Source organism: Streptomyces sp. NPDC020898, assembly GCF_044333925.1.
Lineage (GTDB): Bacteria > Actinomycetota > Actinomycetes > Streptomycetales > Streptomycetaceae > Streptomyces.
Genome location: NZ_JBIRRV010000012.1, coordinates 94,506 through 110,658, shown reverse-complemented (window position 1 = coordinate 110,658; position 16,153 = coordinate 94,506). Strand labels below are relative to the sequence as shown.

Below are 16,153 nucleotides of genomic sequence, written 5' to 3'. Positions count from 1 at the left end.
CCGCTCGACACCCCCACCCCGACCCCCAGGACCTTCGTGCCCGACACCGAAGAGATCGACGGCGACGTCTACGTGACCCCCCGCTACCTCGCCGGAACCACCTGGACCGGTGACCCCGCCCTGGCCCCGCTGCTCGCCCTGGGCTGGGACCTGCAGCATGGCGAGGACGGCAACGTCTACGTCACGGCCCCCGACCGCAAGGTCCGCCTCGGCTATCTGCCCGAAGGCCCCGACGACGGCCTGTGGCGAATCACCGCGTACGAGGACCCCTTCGCCCAGCCGAAGTGGGGTGCGTCCTTCAACAACATGTGCCCCACGGAATTCGTCACGGCCTTCACCGCCGCCCTCGCCGATGCTTACACGACCGGCCCGGCCGCCTACCTCCCCGAACCCGCCGACGACCCGGAACTGGACGCCTTCCGGGCCGTCGCCCCTCTCATCCAGCGTGGCTGGGCGATCCAGCACCCGAGGTGGGGCGTGCTGGAGGTGCGCACGCCCGACGGCCTGGCGAGCCTGGAGTACACCACCGGCCGACTCGACGCCGGCCAGGAACTGACCACCCTTCAGGCCCGCTGGTATCTGCAGGGCGGACCTGCCGCCGCCAGCTGGTACGCAACCGCCTCCACTCACACCCCTGTCCACCTCGTCACGGCCCTCACCACCTGCGTCTCCGACCCCGAGCCCCTGCCGCGCTGGAAGGACTCGATGCTCCACTACCTCACCGACCGCGCCCAGCTCACGCCCGTGACCCCTCCCGGACCCCCGATGCCGACCCCGCTCGACGTGCACCGCGCCGCCACCCGCCGCAGACCGGCCCCCACTGCCCGCAGTGTGCCGCGCTGGAGCACCAGCAGCCCGCCCGCCGCAGCCGTCGCCCCGCGTGCACCCGTGCGCCGCTGACCCATCGGGGCACGGGTGCACGTGACCCTTCAATTCCGGCCTACCGAAAGGACCTTGTGTCGCTCAGCCCTCTGGACGATCTCGACAATCATGACGTGATCGAGGTCCTCCCGCGCCACCTCGCCGGCCCCGGCATCCACGAGCTCGTCGACGTGTGGCACTTCCCTTTCGACCAGGACTGGACCCTCAACCGCTCCGAGGACGGACCTGCCATCGCTATCAGTCCTGGCATGCGGCTGCTTGCCGGACACATCCCGTCCGAGACCCACCCGCGAGGCCGCGAGTGGCTGGTCGCCGCGCACAAGGATCCCTTCCGACCCGCGACCTGGACGGCCACGCTCGATGCCAGCACCCCGGTCGAACTCGTCCGCGACTTCTACACCGAAGTCCTCGCCCTCTGCGAGGCCGATGCCCGGGGCGACGCGACCTGCTGCGCCCAGACGACGTTCGCCCGCAAGACGTACATCTGCCACTGCTCGCCGCCGGGTGGAGACACACGGTCAAGACGGACGGCACCCAGTACTTCCGCAGTTCGGACGGATACGGTGTGCTCGAACACGCCTACGTTCGCAAGAACCCGGCCGCACACGTCTGGTCCGCCTGGGGTGGACCACCGGACAACCCTCTGTGGAAAGCCACGTTCTCCTCCGCCGTCCCCGCCTCCCTGGTCGCGGCGTTCGCCTCGTCCCTGGCCTCCACCGTGGGCCTCCACCGTGCCGCTCGCGCGCGCCGTGTGGAGCGTTCCGGCCGAGACCCGCCTGCACCTCACCCTTCCCGAAGCCCGGACCGACTCAGTCGGCCACAAGCCCGGACTGCCGCTCAGCGGGGCACCTTCGCCGGCGGCCACCGCGTCGCGCACGAACGCCAGGGCCTCGGCACCGAGCACCGGCCCAATGCCCCTGTCCGGTTCCGGACTTCCTGCCGGCCGCCGCAGGTGACCGCCCCTGCGCCCCTTTCCGCTGTTGAGGAGCACCACCGCATTTGTCCCTGCACGCCCAGCACTTCTTCACCGAACTCCTCGACCTGCCCGTCCACGAACGACGGGTGATCGGCGACGCCTGCTACGCGGTGATCTCGCCCGACTCCCCGCTGCGCCTGCGCATCGAATTCGCCCAGACCATCCGACACCGCGAGTACGGCGGACTGCGCCTGAGCATCCTCCACCCGGATCAAGGCGTCCTCGACAACGCGTACCTGTCCTTCGCCGACCACAGCACCTTCACTGTGCGGGACTCCCGCACCGGCAGACAGCCCGGACACGACGGGTACGGCGTCATACGGGACTGGCACCACGACGACATCTCACCCTGGATCGGCGCGGCCCTCACGCCCCTGAGCCATGCCATCCAGGACTACCTAAACGTATGGGTTCCCGGACTCGCCCCGACCAGTACGGCCGTCGCCGAACGGGATCGGTCGGTGCAGCACGACACCGATCCTGCGCCGGCGCGAGGATGCTGGCTCACCGACGCCGACTTCCTCGCCCGCCTCCACCGCGCCACGCCGCTCTGGCTGGACATCGTCGACAGCGTCCTCGACGACGACTTCCCTCTCACCGAAGCCCTGACTGGAACCCGCGATCACGCCGCCCAACTGCTCGGTATCCCACCGGCATTCGGCCTCCTGATCGAAGCTGAGGCTGCCGCCCAGATCGTCCAGGCCGCCGGCCTGCCCGTCGGCTCACCTTTCGGCCCGGCCCTCGCCGCAGGCATCGACCACATCGCCGGCCTGCCCACCGAACAGCAACAGCAACTCGTCAAGGCCGCCGCCCGCCGCTGCGCCCTCACCACTCCGGTCCCCGCGAGCCTCCGGCCAGCCATCGCCCCACCACGGTCCTCCAATCCGGCGCGGCCGAGCCGGGGACGGTGAGCTGCTCACCGTCCCCGGCACACGGCAAGAGGCGGCGCCGTCCTCTGGACCACACCCGGCAGGCGTCTGCCACGCCGACATCGACACCGACGTCCAGAGCCTGTTGCCCGTCCTCGCGTCCACTCTGCGCCGGCACGCACCCACGTGCGACTTCGTATGCCACGCCGCCGACCAGTCGACCTGCTCAACATCGCTTCTCCCTGCACACTCCAGGAGCCATCCCTTTTGACCCGCATCGAATCCACTCGCCGAACTGCTTCGGCCGCTGTCGTGACGCTCGCCATGGCCGGAACCCTGATGTGGGCGCCGGCCGCTGTGGCCCAGGACCCCACCCCGTCACCGCCTACCGCGCTCAGTGCCACCGAGACCGGCGGCGTCGCCATCCACAAGAAGGACTCCGCTGGCGACGTCCTTGCCGGCGCCACGTTTAGCCTCTTCGACTCTGCGGGCCAGCAAGTCGGAACCGGCATAACCGACGCCGACGGCCAGCTGGCCTTCAAGGACCTGGCCCCGGGCGTCTACCGGCTCAAGGAGGTCTCCAGCGGCAGCCCGCTGCACGACGTCGTGGACGACCAGGACGTCATCGTCACCCCGGGTACCGACGCGCCGTTGACGATCATTGACCCCTTCAAGCCCGCCACGGTCACGCTCAAGGCCAAGGCCAGCAAGAGCGGCAAGCTGCTGCCCGGATCCACCGTCAACATCGGCACCGGCGACGAGGTCGTTCTCACCCTCACCACCGGCTCCAACGGCACCGCGTCTGCCAAGCTGCCCGTGAACAGCCGTACCGGAACCGCCTTCTGGGTCAAACAGACAAAGGCACCCGAGGGATACGACCTCTACAAGCCCTCACGTGCCTTCACTGCGAAGCCCGGCGCCCCGGTCACTGTGACCGTCACCAACGCCAAGACCGCCAGTACGACACCGACGCCCACAGCCACCCAGACGCTGTCCGGCAAGCCGACGCAGGACACCTCCGGCCAGGGCGACAGCACCGTCTCCTCGGCCCCCTCCACCGCCGACTCGACGTCCGACGCCACGATCGCGGACAAGCCCGCCGCGAGCACCCCCGCCACTACACCCGAAGGCACTCTCGCCCACACAGGAGCCGACGCCACCCCCTGGCTGATCGGCGGCGCCGCACTGCTCGTCGCCTCCGGCGTGGGCGTGGTCGTCGCCACCCGCCGACGCCGTACTGAGGCCGACGCACTCGAGAACTGACTCATCTGAGCCCGCCCGCCATGAGCCCCAGGCATCCACCGGATGCCTGGGGCTCATGCACATCCGGACACATCGTGGGCTGTGCTCAATCCCGCTTTAGCCTCGGCCGCTGTCAAGGACGGTAAGCGCAACCGGCTGATCGTCCCCGAACCCCTTATCCAGGTGCAGTCCGGTCGATACGATCTCTGGACGGGCACGACGGGGCAGGTCGGAGCGGGGGATGCAATGAGCGGCAAGTCTGATCCCTTTGAGGCGTCCGCAGCGGCACTCGGCTACCTGTACCAGTTGCGCATGGCTTTGCTGGTGTGCGTGGAGCATCTACAGACAGGTTTCGACTGGACGGTTGCCATTGAGGCCGGGGACGACATCGAAACCGTGCGCGGCGCGTCCACAGACTGGTGGCAGCTCAAGCACCGCGCCCCCGGGACGCGGATGACCGATGCCAGCAGCGACCTCTGGAAGACGCTACGGATTTGGGCTACAGCCGTTTCCGGCCAGCAGATTGACCTGGAGCGGGCGAATCTGTTTCTGCTGACAACCGGTATCGCGCCTGAGGGGACCGTCGGGTCCTACCTGGCGCCCAGTCGGGCAGGCGGACCACGGAACGAAGCAAAGGCCCTGACGCTGCTGAATGCGGCCCGCGGCAACTCTGCCGCGAAGAGCCCGACCGCCCTAGCCAACTTCGCAGCTTGGGACGCTCTGGATCAGGATCAGCGGTTAAACCTGCTCAAACGCATCCAGGTACTCGATGAAGCCGACAACATCATGAAGGCGGGTGACCAGCTGCAGGGCCGGGCCGCCCTGGTTGTCGGTCACGCCCACGCCCAAGCCTTCCTTCAGCGCTTGGAGGGCTGGTTCTTTCAGCGCTGCATTGCCCACCTGGCAGGCAAGGGATCCGGCCCGGTCACCGGAGTCGAATTCGATGACGTCTTTGACCAGCGCCGTAACCAGTTCCGGCCCGACAACCTTCCCATCGATGCCGACGTCGTCGACCTCACCGGCGAGGTCACCGAGCACACGGAGAAGACCTTTGTGCGCCAGCTGACGCTCGCCGGTATCGGCAACCGCCGGATCCGGATGGCAGTCAGGGACTACGTCCGGGCATATGAACAGCGCTCTCGGTGGTCCAACGAAAACCTTCTGCGCCCCGGCGAACTCGGCAACTACGAGCGGCGCCTGGTCGAGGAGTGGGAGAGACGCTTCAATGTCATGGTCGACGACCTCGGCGAGGACGCGGCCGAAACGGAGATGCGTGCACAGGCGAAGAAGATTTATGCCTGGGTCGAGCAGGACGCCCGGACTAGAATCAGGGAGGGCTGCGACGAGGCGTTCGTGACGACGGGCTCCTACCAGATGCTGGCCGACGAACAGCGTGTCGGCTGGCACCCAGACTTCGAAGCCCGGTTGATGGCCCTACTGGAGCCGACGGTGGGCCGATGACCGCACCCGTCGAGTTCAGCCGCGAGGAACGGGCCCTGTTCAACCCAGCGTTCATGGCTCTCGTCAGCTGCCGCGCCGTACAGGGACACCAGCGCGACGCGGGCTCCTGCCCGCTGCCCATTGTGGTCACTGCCGCGGTGATGGCTCTCCAGCCAGCTATTCGGACGATCCTGCCAGGAACGACGAGGGCGAGCCTGCCCAAGTGGGCTGAGGACAACCAATCCGTCCGTGTCCTGATGGCAGCCAATGCACCCAGCCTGGCCGCAATGGTCCGCCCCGGCATCCTTTTCGCGCTGCAGACGGATCTGCTCAACCTCGATGAGAGCGCACGACTGACCCTGCGCCGCCGCGCGATACCGGCAACGATCACCGGCACGTCAGATACCTTCGTCGCGATTCAAAAGACGGCACACATGCTCGGCCGCTGGCTGCCCACCGGCGGAAGTACCGCCACGACCCTGACCTTGCTCGGAGTGCGCCCGTGACTTACCAGATCAAATCGCTGGCCTTGTACGGATACCGCCCCGGGCAGATGCGAGTCCTTGCACTCCACCCAGGCCGCCTCAACATCATCACTGGCGACTCCCGCACGGGTAAGACGTCGATCTGGACCATCACCGACTACTGCATGGGTAGTAGCGACTACCCCGTTCGCGCCGGCAAGGTCCGCGACTGCACGAGCATCTTCGCCCTGCAACTGGTGCGCGGCGACCAGCAGCTGTTTATCGCCCGTCCGGCTCCCGAGAACAGCACCACTCCCGCTCCCCGGCTATGTCTGCAGTTCCAGAGCGCGGGCGCACCCCCGCTGCCCCGAGACGACATCGACTTCACCTTCCCACTGGATGCCGCTCGCCGCCTCCTCAGCGAGTTCTGCGGCATCGACCGGACCGTCCGTATCCCCGCAGCACGCGGCACCACCATGTCGCCGTCCATTCGCCACGCCCTGTTCTTCTGCCTCCAGGCACAGAACGAAATCGCCAACCCCGACCACCTCTTCCACTCCCAGGGACATGAGTGGCGGCCGCAGGCCATCCGCGACACGCTGCCCTACTTCCTGGGCGCAGTCGATCCCGAACAGGCCATACGCCATGCCCGCCTCAGACAGTTGCGCACCGAACTGAAAAACGTCGAGCGGCAGATCATGCAGGGCGCCCAAGCTGCTCCCGCGCCCGGACAGGCCCGTGCCCTCATAGCCGAGGCCGAGAGCGCAGGTCTCCTGCCTGCACCGGTCGATGACACCATCAGTCTCGACGAGGCACTGAGCATCCTTGCGGCCGTTCTTACCCATGCTCCTGGTGAACTCGGATACCCCGACTCCACCGACCACGCTGCCCTGTTGGACCGCGAGCGACAGGAATTGCGCTCCCGCCATCAGCAGATCAGGGCGCGAATCACCGAGTTCCGCCAGACCCTGGCCGAAGAGAGCAACTATCTGGTTCAGGCCAGGGATCAGCGAGAACGACTCGCCTCCCTCGGTCTGCTGGGGACCGCAGTTGACGGCACCGGCCAGCACTGCCCCGTATGCGACAGCGTAGTCTCCCCGGCACAGCAGACCATTCAAGCGATCCGTGAGGATCTGGAGCGTCTGGACTCCGACGTCGCCTTCGTTAGCGACGACACCCCTCTCGTCCAAAGCATGATCGCCGCCGAGGAAGAGCAACTTCAGCAACTGCGCGCCGAAGTGGTCCGCAACCGTGAGCAGCGCCAAGCACTCGACGCCGGCGTACGGGAGGCGGCCCGCTACCGCAGCCAAGCTCTGCGCGCGGCTTCCGTCCAAGGCAGGATCAGTCTCTTTCTCGAAAACGCGGCCCGAGCGGAACACGCTCCTCCGATCACCGACACGCGCGAGGAACTGAATCGGGAAATCACGGACCTTGAGGAGGTACTCGGCTCAGACACGCAGGCCGACCGGCTCTCCAGCTGCCTCTCTTTGATCAACCAGAAGATCGCGACCAAGGCCCGCACACTTGGCCTGGAACACTCGGAACACCCCGTGCGGCTGGACCTGCGCCGCCTAAGCATCGTCGCCGACACTCCTCGCGGCCCGGTGCCACTGAGCGACATGGGTAGCGGCGAGAACTGGCTGGGTTACCACATCGCGGCCTTGCTAAGTCTGCATGAGTGGTTCGCTGAACAGGGACGCCCCCTGCCGCGCGTCCTGGTCCTAGACCAGCCCTCTCAGGTCTACTTCCCTTCCGACTACGACGGCCAACAGGTGGATCTGGCCGGCGAGGACCGCACCTCACTTCTGCGGGTCTACCAGGCCATCAATGACACCGTGAGCCACCTCGACGCAGGCTTTCAGGTGATCGTGATGGAGCACGCGGACTTGGAAGACGACGTCTTCCGCACTGCGGTGGTGGAACGCTGGCGCGGCGGGCGCGCGGCTCTCATCCCACCAGCCTGGATCGACCAAGGCGACTGACCCACCTCTGGGCGAAATTGCTGGCGGCGCAGAATTCCAACGCCCGGCGCGCTCGATGATGAACCTCGCAATGGAGGCACAAGTGCCACTGATGTGCCCTCGCTGCTGAGAACGTGCCACGAAATCTGAGACCCCACAATCGTCAAGGACACCAGTTTGTCCGTTGCCAATGAAGTCAGCCGGGCGGAAGATCCCGGCCTGCGACGACTAACTTCCATGGCAAGGCGGTCCCGTGTCGCTGAGCGGCTCCAGCCCGCTGCCACCTGCGACGACTGGAGCCGATGGCAAGGAATGCCATGGGCTGGGTTCGATGCAGCGGTCACCAGTTCGCCTGGGGCAGACAGGAAAGATCGCGGAAGGACTGGCCAACGCTTCTGGAGCATGTCAACGTGGACGCCTTCCCGGAAAATACCAGGTCAGAGAGGTGATGCCGGTGACCGTGGAGGTTGCCCAGCCCGGATTTGCCGCGACTGCCGAGGTCCTGAGACTGCGCTCCTGGAACCTCGGTCCGGGCCAGCCGACGCTGGTGACCGACCAGTTCACGGACGCCGACTTCAAGCTGGTCGTGGACGACCGCGCCGATGTCCATGTGAACAGCAAGGACGGGCGGTTCTACCTCGGGTGGTTCCCGACGGGTCGTCCCGGCACCGACGGTGAGGGCTGGGTGATTGCGGTCACCGGCACCGCGAAGGTCCGCGGGTACCGGATGTCGTTCGACACCGAGACTCCGGCGGCCATCGTCGCCGCTGCCGTGGCCCAGGTCCTCGCCACCTCCCAGCCGCTCTGAACAGCGGGGCCGACGCCACACCACCGGGCGCCCTGCGCGCCGCATACCCTGCCCAGCTTCGGGACACCCTTGTCCGCTACCGCGAGGAGAACGCTGTGGACGAACCGCATCTGCACGAGATGACCGTCGGCGAACTCGTCGATCTTCTGGCCGCCTGCGACCGTGAAGCGACGGCCCGGCTCGCCATCAACCCGCTCTTTCCCATGGCCCACCGTATCGGCGGGGTGATCGCTGCCCAGGATGAGAACGGCGACCCGCTGGTCTTCATCACCGAGGCCAAGGACGCCGAGCAGGTCGGCCACCTCCCACCGGACGTCGCCGTCGAACTCACCTGGCACGAGCCGACCGAGGCTCCCGCACGCCGCCGTCGCAGGGCGACCGGGCCACGCGACGACGGCAGCTGAACCACCAACGACCCTACGGAGGCGCCCCTGCACCCGCACGACCCCCACGACCCTGCCCACGCCGACCCGCAGGAGGCGGTGTACTCGGTCACCCCGCGCCACCTGGCCGGCGACGACGGCGCGCTCGGCGAGCGGATCGGCGACCTGCTGACCGGCCTGGGCTGGCGGCTGTGGCCGACCTCCCGCCACACCCTGCTGTACGTGAGCCCGGACGAGCTGCGCGGCGCCGAGTGGATCCTCGCCAGCTACCCCTCTGAACTCGGCGGACTGCCCGTGGCGTGGCAGTTGTCCGCCCGTCCGCATGCCGCGAGCGCCCTGACGGAGTGGAACGCCTACTTCACCACGGGCGTCCCGCACGAGGCGCTTGCCGACCTCCTCGTCGCGCTCGATGCCCGCGAGGCGCCCGACACCGGGTTCGACGGGCCTCAGGCGGTCATGGCCGCGCTCGTCTCACAGGGCTGGATCCGGGACGTGGACCGCCCCGCGACCGCGGCCACGGACCCCGGCTTCGCTTCCAGCGTGTCGCTGGAGGAACTGCCCAAGCTCATTCAGGACGCCGACCCGCGCCCCGATCTGATGGGCTGGCAGGCGTGGGCGGAACCTGTTTTGGGCGCCCCCTACTTGTGGTGCGCCAGCTTCAGCGCCAGCGTCCCGCACGACCTGGTCGCGGCCTTTGCCGCCTCGCTCGCCTCCCCGGTCCCCGTGCCTCGGCGCACCCTGCCCGAGGGCGCGCAAGGGCGGCTCACCGTCGTGCGCCGTGACTGACGACGACGCCTCCTCATGCCGGCCGCCCCTCGCCCCGGGCGGTCGCTTCCGCTGCGAAAGGACACCGATCTGTCGGTTTCATACCTGTCCCCTGGACGACTTCGCGGTCGCCAATGCCATCGCGGCGGCCGGGCCGGGACGTCACTACCTGCACGTCATTCGGCCGCTGGTTGCCCAGGAAGTGCTCGCCGAACTCCTCTACCTGGGCGGCAACACCCTTGTGCTCGGGCCGGTGAGCATGGAGCGCTTTGATCGCCTGACGCGCCTGGTAGACCGGGCCCTGGAGGATGCGGGTAATCGGTGCGGGCCGTCGGTGCTGTCGCTGGTGTCCGATGCCCCCACCGACTCGGGCCTGACCCGGACGGTGACCCGGTACATCATCGAAGACGGGCAGTGCACCGAGGCCGGAGAGCTGAACGTGCGCGAGTACGGCGAATGCGCGGTCACGCTCGCCCGCGTCGAGGCTGACAGAGCGGCCGAGGAAGCGCGCACGCTCGCCACCCTGCCCGGCCGTTTCGACTTTCTCTGACGAGCCTTTCGTCACCCACCCGCCCCACACTGACCCTTGGAGGTCTGCTTGCCCCTGCCCATGATCCGGCTGTCCATCTCTCCCACGAACGGGACCGCTCATCACGGCGTCCTGATCGGCACCGAACCGTTGACGGTGTGCGCTACGCACTCGACCGATCTCGCACCGATCGCGGAGAACACCACGCACTCTTTGTGTCAGAGCTGTACACGTGCTTGGCTGATCCTGACCACGCAACCGCACCCCGGCGGCGAACGGGATCTCCGGCCCGCCGCAGGCACCGGCAAGGGCGCCACCGCCCACCTGCCGATCCCCGGCCATCTGCTGGGCTACTGCGGCAAGTCCCTTGACCCTCGCTCGACTTCGGCCCGCCGGATGTGCGCCAACTGCTCGGCGCTTGCGGCGGCTTTGGAGCGCTTCCACCGGCTCGCGGGCGAGGTGAGTGTGTCCTTCGACGGATCCTGCCCGCGCGACGAGGACCTGCTGCGGGCACCCAAAGGCCACGCCAATCTTGTCACGGGACACCGCCGCCGCGCCGCGACCGGCACCGGCCTGTGCGACACGCGCTGGCCGGACCGAACCCCGAGGCCACCAACGAATGCGCCCCCTGCCACCGAGCATGGAGGACCGAGCGCGACCGGCGGACCGCCGCACTTCCCCACATGAGGGCACGTGCCCGCTGGTGGGACCAACGCCGTGAACTGGACACCTTCCAGGGCCGTGCCGATGGCCTCAACTCCGGCGACGCCTATACGCTCTCCGGCTGCCCGGACCAGCACCACGTCCTGACCGTGACCCACCCCGGCCGGGGTCGGCGACTTGCCGTCCTGGTCTATGTCCCTGCCGCCGACGAGATCGTGGAACTGGGCCTTCACCCCGATCGCCTGCTTGCCATCGAACGGCCGCACACGCCGGAGGCGGGCATGCCCACGCTGCCATGACCCCCTGTAGCGGCACGCACCAGCCTGCTCTGGACGCGCCGTGCCTGACCGCCGCGCCACCCAAAGGGCCCAGTTTCCTCACCTTCGTCAAGGTGAGGAAACCGGGCTCGGTTTCGTTGCGCCAGGCCGTGCCGTTCCGTCTCGGTGCTCACAGGAACCCGGAGGATGTGGGTGGCGTGGGGTCGTTCCTACGGGGTGGCAGGCGCAGTGCGAGCTGTTCGACGTAGTGCCGGACATGGGGCGGCATCGGCTCGGGCAGAGCGTCCAGCGGGAACAGACGAAGGGCCTGCCCCTCGCCGAGGACCAGCTCGCTCTCGGTGCCGTCCCAGACTGCGGCGAACACGTGGGGTGGCGTCTTGCCCTCCTCGTAGGCGGTGACAGCCACTTCCTCGATCACCGTCGGTACGATGCCAGTCTCTTCCAGCAACTCACGCAGGACCGTCTCGAGCGGCGACTCGTCCGCCTCACGTCCGCCGCCGGGAAGCGACCAGCGCCCCGGCCAGCCGATGCCGGCCTTGTCGTCCCGCAGCTGCAGCACGACCTCACGGCGCGGTGTAGTGACGAACGCGAAACACCCGCGGGTCTTCGTGGGACGGTCCACCACGCCGGTGACCTCTCTTCGTACGACAGCGTCCGGATGGCCCACGGCCGAAGCCGGAGCCGGAGCAGGGCCCTCGCCGTGTGCAGGGCCCTGCAGCACGGTAATGCTGGATGACGAACGCCCCGTTCTCCACTGCCTGGCAGCGGGGAGAACGGGGCGCGACGGAGCGTCGAGTGTCAGCGGGCCTGCGCCGCCTGGACGGCGTCGGCGAGATGGGCGTCGACGAGGGCGGGCGCCCCGGACAGGACCACCAGAATCGTGCCGGTGCGGATCGCCGTCTGCTTGACGACGCTGCGCTGCCCGCCGACCGCGTAGGTGAGCAGCTGGCTCCACTGCTCGTCACCCAGGTCCGGGGCGGCCGTCTGCTTCGTACCCATGTCGATGACGATGCTGCCCGACACGAGCTGGTACGTGGGGCAGGCGGTCATCGCGTCGAAGATCTCCCCGATGCCCTGCGAAAGCTTCGTCGCGGTGTCGCTGTACAGCTCCTCGGACACCTCGGAGTCGCTGCCGCCGGCGTAGGTGAAGGACGCCTTCGCCTTGCGGGGGAAGGACAGGCCGGTGCCGGTGGCCGCGCTGCTGCCGAGCTTGGCCAGTGCCGGGCAGCCGATCACGGTGACATCGTCGTGCGTGGCCGGGCGCTGCGGCTTGCGGCTGTAGCCCTCGCCGAGGTCGCTCTCGTCAAGGAGCCGCTTGCTCAGTGCGGCCGAGGACAGCGGCGCAGACGCTGCGGTATTCGAGCCCACCTTGCGCGGCGCGGCGGTTGTGGGGGAGGCCGGCTCGGCGGAGGTGGTGCTGCCCGTCGAGCAGCCGGTCAGAACCAGAGCGGCGAGAGCGCTGAGGCTGAGGACGGTCGTGGTGGGAAGGCGCATGCGAAACCCCTAAGTGGCCTGCGAAGCGGACAGGTTGACTGCGCCGGCCCGCCGGGCACCGGCAGAGAGAAGGGGAGTTGGGGTTTCAGGGGTTTCGCCGGCTTCAGTGGCCGAGGTGGAGCAGGCCCTCGTCGAGGGTGGGGTGGAAGTGATCGACCGGACCGGAGTTGCGGTTGAACCACACCGGGTCGAGGCGGGGCTCCGGCGTTGTGTGGCCGGCCCGGCAGCGCAGGTGGATCGTGTCGTCGCACATGCTGAAGATGATCCAGTCCCGGTATGCGCCGCACTCGGGGCACGAACGGACCTCGCCGTCGATGACGAGTGGCTGCTGCCAGCGCATCATCAGGCCCTCGACCTCCTGACGCGAGGGGACCCGCAGATCCGGCGGCAGAAAGTCGGGCACCACCGCCTCTGCGTCGGGGTCCGAAGCCTGATCAGCAGGGGGTGCCGGAGGCTGGAAGCCGGGATGCGACTGCATGGTGTGCAGCAGGGCGTGGCCGGCACGCTGGGCTTCACGGAATTCACGGTGGGCACGAGCACGTCCGAACATCCGCTCTCCTTCTCTTCGTCTGACAGGCCACAAGGAGGGTGCCTCATGCACCTGACCTGCTTCAACTCTCAGACTCCGTAATTAGCGGGCCTTGCCCGGACCCTCGCCGCGGCCCGCTGCGGGCTTTGTCGCACGCCCCGGCGTACTGGCCGAGGTAGGGATGGAGTCGATGGGCATCGTGGTCGAGTCGGCGGGCAGATCGGCCATGCGGCGCAGCCGCCACACCAGCACGTCGCTGATGGAGTCGGCGGTGCCCAGCTCTCGCCGCGCGGCGGCCTCGGCCAGCAGCACCGCCGGATCGTGGCCGGCGCTCTCGGCGTCGGCGAGGGTGGCCGCGAGGGCGTACCAGCCCGGCTCGGCCAGGATCTGCTCGGCCAGCTGCGGCACCGTCGCTCGTAGGCAGGCGGCCTGCTTGTGCCGCAGTGGCTGCGACAGATGCCGTCCCCGCTGGTACAGCACCCCCAATGGGATGCCGGCGGCGGCCTGGTAGGCGGCGCGCAGGTGCACGGCGGCCTGGCGGGCGGCGGCGGCCTGCTGGGCGTGGTTCTTCTTCGCGTGCCAGTGGGCTGCGGCCGTGACGAGGAAGAACGCCATGTCGATCAGCATCGCCGTGGTGGCTCCGTCCTCTCCGCGGCCGAGTGCGGGTCCGCTGTAGACGAGGTCGCGGGCGGCTTCGCGCAGGGCGCGGTCGTGCCCGCGTTCAGCTCGTACGTGGGAGCGGGTGGCCCGTTCGAACGCGAAGGCCGCATCGCGCAGTTGGGTACGGGTGTGGGCGGCTGAGGTCTGGGCGAGTGCGTCCAGGATTTCCCCGGCCGCCGCGATCTGCGCGGCCACCGCCGCGTCCTGGCCGCCGTCGATGACCAGCACCGCCTGCCATACGGCCGTGGCCGCCCGGCGCCTGGCCGTGGCCGGGCCGCTCGGCGCCAGGGGGGTGGCCTGGTCCGAGGACGTGTCGGCGCTCGGTGAGGGCGTGCCGTTGGAGAAGCGTTTACGGATACGGGGCAGGGACAGGTCGGGGGAGAGGGTGGAACCGGCGTAGAAGACGGGCTCCTGGTCTTCGTTGCGGTCGTCGGGGAGCGCGACTTTGTAGCCGAGAAGGTCGCCGGAGGGAGCGACGCGTTTGTGGATCAGTACGCCGGCGTCGGCCAGGCGGTCGAAGAACTCCTCCTCACTCGTGGCGCCGGCAACTGCCTGCCGTACGGTCTCGCGCAGTTCCTCGCGGGCGGGGCGCTCGCGGCCCTCGCGTTCGGCCTTGTGGCGCTCGGCGCTGGTGGGGCGTTTGGCGGCGGTGCCGTCACCGGTGTTGAGCTGCTTGAGCCCGTACTCGGCTTCGATCAGCCTGGCTTCGGCCTGGGACCGGGCGGCGTCATTGTTCAGCCGTGGCCGGCGGCGGTCCTCGCGGACGAGCGTGGCGATGATGTGGATGTGGTCGTCGGCGTGCCGTACGGCGGCCCAGCGGCATGCCGCGTCGTCGCCATCGGGGGCGATGCCGGTGGCCGCGACCATGCGCCGGGCGATGTCGCCCCACTGTTCGTCGCTGAGGATGGGGTCCTCGGGGGCCGCCCGGACGGACAGGTGCCATACGTGCTTCTTGGGCCGACGGCCTTTGGCGAGGGCTTCGACGGGCATGTCCAGCAGCTGCTGGAGGTCGGCGTATGTGGCGTTCGGGTCGCGGCCGGGGTCGGGGGCGAGGCTGTCCCAGGCGGCAACCAGGTGGGGGTCGATGTGCTCCTCGTGGGTGCCGGGCCCGTAGAGGTAGTAGAGCAGGCCGATGGTGCGTTGCCCGCGATCGTGGACTCGGGGAATCATGCCGCGGTGGTCTCGGTCTCCAGGTAGTGCCGGGTGAAGGCGTCCACGCGGCGGGCCGCGCGGGTCACGGCGTCGAGGACCGCCACCGTGTTCGGGGCGTCCGCACCCGAGTTCAGGGCCTTGGCCACCTGATTGACGTTGTTGCCGATGTGTCCGAGGTGTCGGCGCAGGGCGAACAGCTCGTTCAGCACTTCGCGTTCGGTGGCGATCTCGGCGGCGGTGCGGTCGAGATCGCGGGCGGCTTTGAGAGCGGCGTGGGCAAGGAAACTGGCGACGCTCATACGGCACGCGGACGCTGCACGTGCGAGCAGCTGGTACTCGTCGTCGTTCATGCGGCAGCTGGGCTGGCGCACGCGCTTGTGCTCGTCACGCAGGCGCTCGCGCTGCTGCACGTGCGGCTTCGACGGTGCGGTGTGGGCGCACTGCTCGGTGTGGCAGGTATGCGTGTGCTCTTCCCCCGGACGCGAGCCGCCCTCGGTCGCGTCCTGCTCGTTCGGCGCCCCCTGGCGCCGGACTTCTCCCGCCACTTCAGGGGCGGGGGAGGCAAGAGCATTGCTCCCGACGGGAGCAATGCTCTTGCGATAACTTGCTCGCTCAGTAAGCGAGTTGGGGACCGGTTCATCCGGTGTGGGAGTGGGGCTCGTAGTCGAGTTCGTCATCGGGTGCGGTTCCTGGTGGCGCGGAGGCGGTGCTGGATTTCGGCGGCGAGGTCGACCATCGCGGCCGGTCCGTCGAGGACACGGACGCACGTTTCGGGTGTGTCCTGGACGAGCCACTGGCCGTTCGGGGCGAGCACGGCCGCGTACAGGAGCTGGTGGCGGACCAGGACGTCAGCCCAAGCGGCCGCCTCGGCGGTCGTGGGGGCGTACGTCCGCGGATACGAGGGTCGGATGGCGTGTCCTTCGTTGTGGAGGGGGCGGTGGGGCCGCGGAAAAAACGGGCCCCCCCCCCCGGGGTTTTTTGTGGGTTGGGGGAAACACGGCGAATTGGGGGTTAGACCCCCCCCCGGGCCCCGGGGGACGTTCGGGCGCACACCCCGG

General features: G+C 68.7%; 19 protein-coding genes and 1 pseudogene. 14 read left to right on the top strand and 6 right to left on the bottom strand.

The genetic code is table 11. The features are described 5' to 3' along the window. Positions 1-36: 36 nt before the first annotated feature. The 14 genes and pseudogenes from ACH4TV_RS31995 to ACH4TV_RS31930 all read left to right on the top strand — a co-directional run bounded on the left by ACH4TV_RS31995 (position 37) and on the right by ACH4TV_RS31930 (position 11,281). Entirely contained in the window at positions 37-900 is an 864-nt protein-coding gene (locus ACH4TV_RS31995) for a DUF317 domain-containing protein (protein WP_398404261.1), read from the top strand. A 230-nt stretch (positions 901-1,130) separates the two neighbouring features. Beyond that, positions 1,131-1,229 (top strand): annotated as a pseudogene (locus ACH4TV_RS31990) (hypothetical protein); the annotation flags it as partial. Further along, positions 1,184-1,948 (top strand): DUF317 domain-containing protein, encoded by a 765-nt coding sequence (locus ACH4TV_RS31985; RefSeq protein WP_398404583.1) that lies wholly within the window; start codon positions 1,184-1,186, stop codon positions 1,946-1,948. The pseudogene ACH4TV_RS31990 and the gene ACH4TV_RS31985, both read left to right, overlap by 46 nt. After that, complete coding sequence (locus ACH4TV_RS31980) at positions 1,882-2,769, top strand: hypothetical protein (RefSeq protein ID WP_398404259.1); 888 nt, start codon at positions 1,882-1,884, stop codon at positions 2,767-2,769. Before ACH4TV_RS31985 ends, ACH4TV_RS31980 begins: the two co-directional genes overlap by 67 nt. Before the next feature lie 282 nt (positions 2,770-3,051). After that, complete coding sequence (locus ACH4TV_RS31975; RefSeq protein ID WP_398404581.1) at positions 3,052-3,990, top strand: collagen binding domain-containing protein; 939 nt, start codon at positions 3,052-3,054, stop codon at positions 3,988-3,990. An 81-nt stretch (positions 3,991-4,071) separates the two neighbouring features. Continuing rightward, positions 4,072-5,430 carry an ABC-three component system protein gene (locus ACH4TV_RS31970; RefSeq protein WP_398404257.1) on the top strand — a complete coding sequence of 453 codons (1,359 nt, stop codon included), beginning with the start codon at positions 4,072-4,074 and terminating at the stop codon, positions 5,428-5,430. Next, on the top strand, positions 5,427-5,915 hold the full coding sequence (locus ACH4TV_RS31965; protein WP_398404255.1) for a three component ABC system middle component: 489 nt from the start codon (positions 5,427-5,429) through the stop codon (positions 5,913-5,915). Before ACH4TV_RS31970 ends, ACH4TV_RS31965 begins: the two co-directional genes overlap by 4 nt. Continuing rightward, positions 5,912-7,855: a DUF3732 domain-containing protein gene (locus ACH4TV_RS31960; RefSeq protein WP_398404253.1), complete on the top strand. Its 1,944-nt coding sequence runs from the start codon at positions 5,912-5,914 to the stop codon at positions 7,853-7,855. The genes ACH4TV_RS31965 and ACH4TV_RS31960 overlap by 4 nt, the downstream gene beginning before the upstream one ends. A gap of 433 nt (positions 7,856-8,288) precedes the next feature. Beyond that, positions 8,289-8,642: a DUF317 domain-containing protein gene (locus ACH4TV_RS31955; protein WP_398404251.1), complete on the top strand. Its 354-nt coding sequence runs from the start codon at positions 8,289-8,291 to the stop codon at positions 8,640-8,642. Positions 8,643-8,737: 95 nt separating this feature from the next. Beyond that, the gene (locus ACH4TV_RS31950; protein WP_398404249.1) at positions 8,738-9,046 is read left to right on the top strand and encodes a hypothetical protein; all 309 of its coding nucleotides are present in this window, start codon (positions 8,738-8,740) and stop codon (positions 9,044-9,046) included. 78 nt (positions 9,047-9,124) lie between these two features. Continuing rightward, the gene (locus ACH4TV_RS31945; RefSeq protein WP_398404247.1) at positions 9,125-9,811 is read left to right on the top strand and encodes a DUF317 domain-containing protein; all 687 of its coding nucleotides are present in this window, start codon (positions 9,125-9,127) and stop codon (positions 9,809-9,811) included. Then, positions 9,804-10,340: a hypothetical protein gene (locus tag ACH4TV_RS31940; RefSeq protein ID WP_398404245.1), complete on the top strand. Its 537-nt coding sequence runs from the start codon at positions 9,804-9,806 to the stop codon at positions 10,338-10,340. The genes ACH4TV_RS31945 and ACH4TV_RS31940 overlap by 8 nt, the downstream gene beginning before the upstream one ends. A gap of 48 nt (positions 10,341-10,388) precedes the next feature. Next, complete coding sequence (locus ACH4TV_RS31935; protein WP_398404243.1) at positions 10,389-11,006, top strand: hypothetical protein; 618 nt, start codon at positions 10,389-10,391, stop codon at positions 11,004-11,006. Next, on the top strand, positions 11,003-11,281 hold the full coding sequence (locus ACH4TV_RS31930; protein WP_398404241.1) for a hypothetical protein: 279 nt from the start codon (positions 11,003-11,005) through the stop codon (positions 11,279-11,281). Before ACH4TV_RS31935 ends, ACH4TV_RS31930 begins: the two co-directional genes overlap by 4 nt. Positions 11,282-11,429: 148 nt before the next feature. Here the strand turns inward: ACH4TV_RS31930 and ACH4TV_RS31925 are convergent, their stop codons facing one another. The 6 genes from ACH4TV_RS31925 to ACH4TV_RS31900 form a co-directional block, all read right to left on the bottom strand. Next, entirely contained in the window at positions 11,430-11,927 is a 498-nt protein-coding gene (locus ACH4TV_RS31925; RefSeq protein WP_398404239.1) for an NUDIX domain-containing protein, read from the bottom strand. A 131-nt stretch (positions 11,928-12,058) separates the two neighbouring features. Beyond that, positions 12,059-12,754 (bottom strand): hypothetical protein, encoded by a 696-nt coding sequence (locus tag ACH4TV_RS31920; protein WP_327731511.1) that lies wholly within the window; start codon positions 12,752-12,754, stop codon positions 12,059-12,061. 103 nt (positions 12,755-12,857) lie between these two features. Beyond that, entirely contained in the window at positions 12,858-13,304 is a 447-nt protein-coding gene (locus ACH4TV_RS31915; RefSeq protein WP_398404237.1) for a hypothetical protein, read from the bottom strand. Positions 13,305-13,385: 81 nt separating this feature from the next. Beyond that, entirely contained in the window at positions 13,386-15,113 is a 1,728-nt protein-coding gene (locus ACH4TV_RS31910; RefSeq protein WP_398404235.1) for a relaxase/mobilization nuclease domain-containing protein, read from the bottom strand. After that, positions 15,110-15,640, bottom strand: a complete 531-nt coding sequence (locus ACH4TV_RS31905; RefSeq protein WP_327743275.1) for a plasmid mobilization protein — start codon at positions 15,638-15,640, stop codon at positions 15,110-15,112. Before ACH4TV_RS31905 ends, ACH4TV_RS31910 begins: the two co-directional genes overlap by 4 nt. A gap of 128 nt (positions 15,641-15,768) precedes the next feature. Continuing rightward, positions 15,769-15,909 carry a hypothetical protein gene (locus ACH4TV_RS31900; RefSeq protein ID WP_398404233.1) on the bottom strand — a complete coding sequence of 47 codons (141 nt, stop codon included), beginning with the start codon at positions 15,907-15,909 and terminating at the stop codon, positions 15,769-15,771. Positions 15,910-16,153 lie beyond the last annotated feature (244 nt).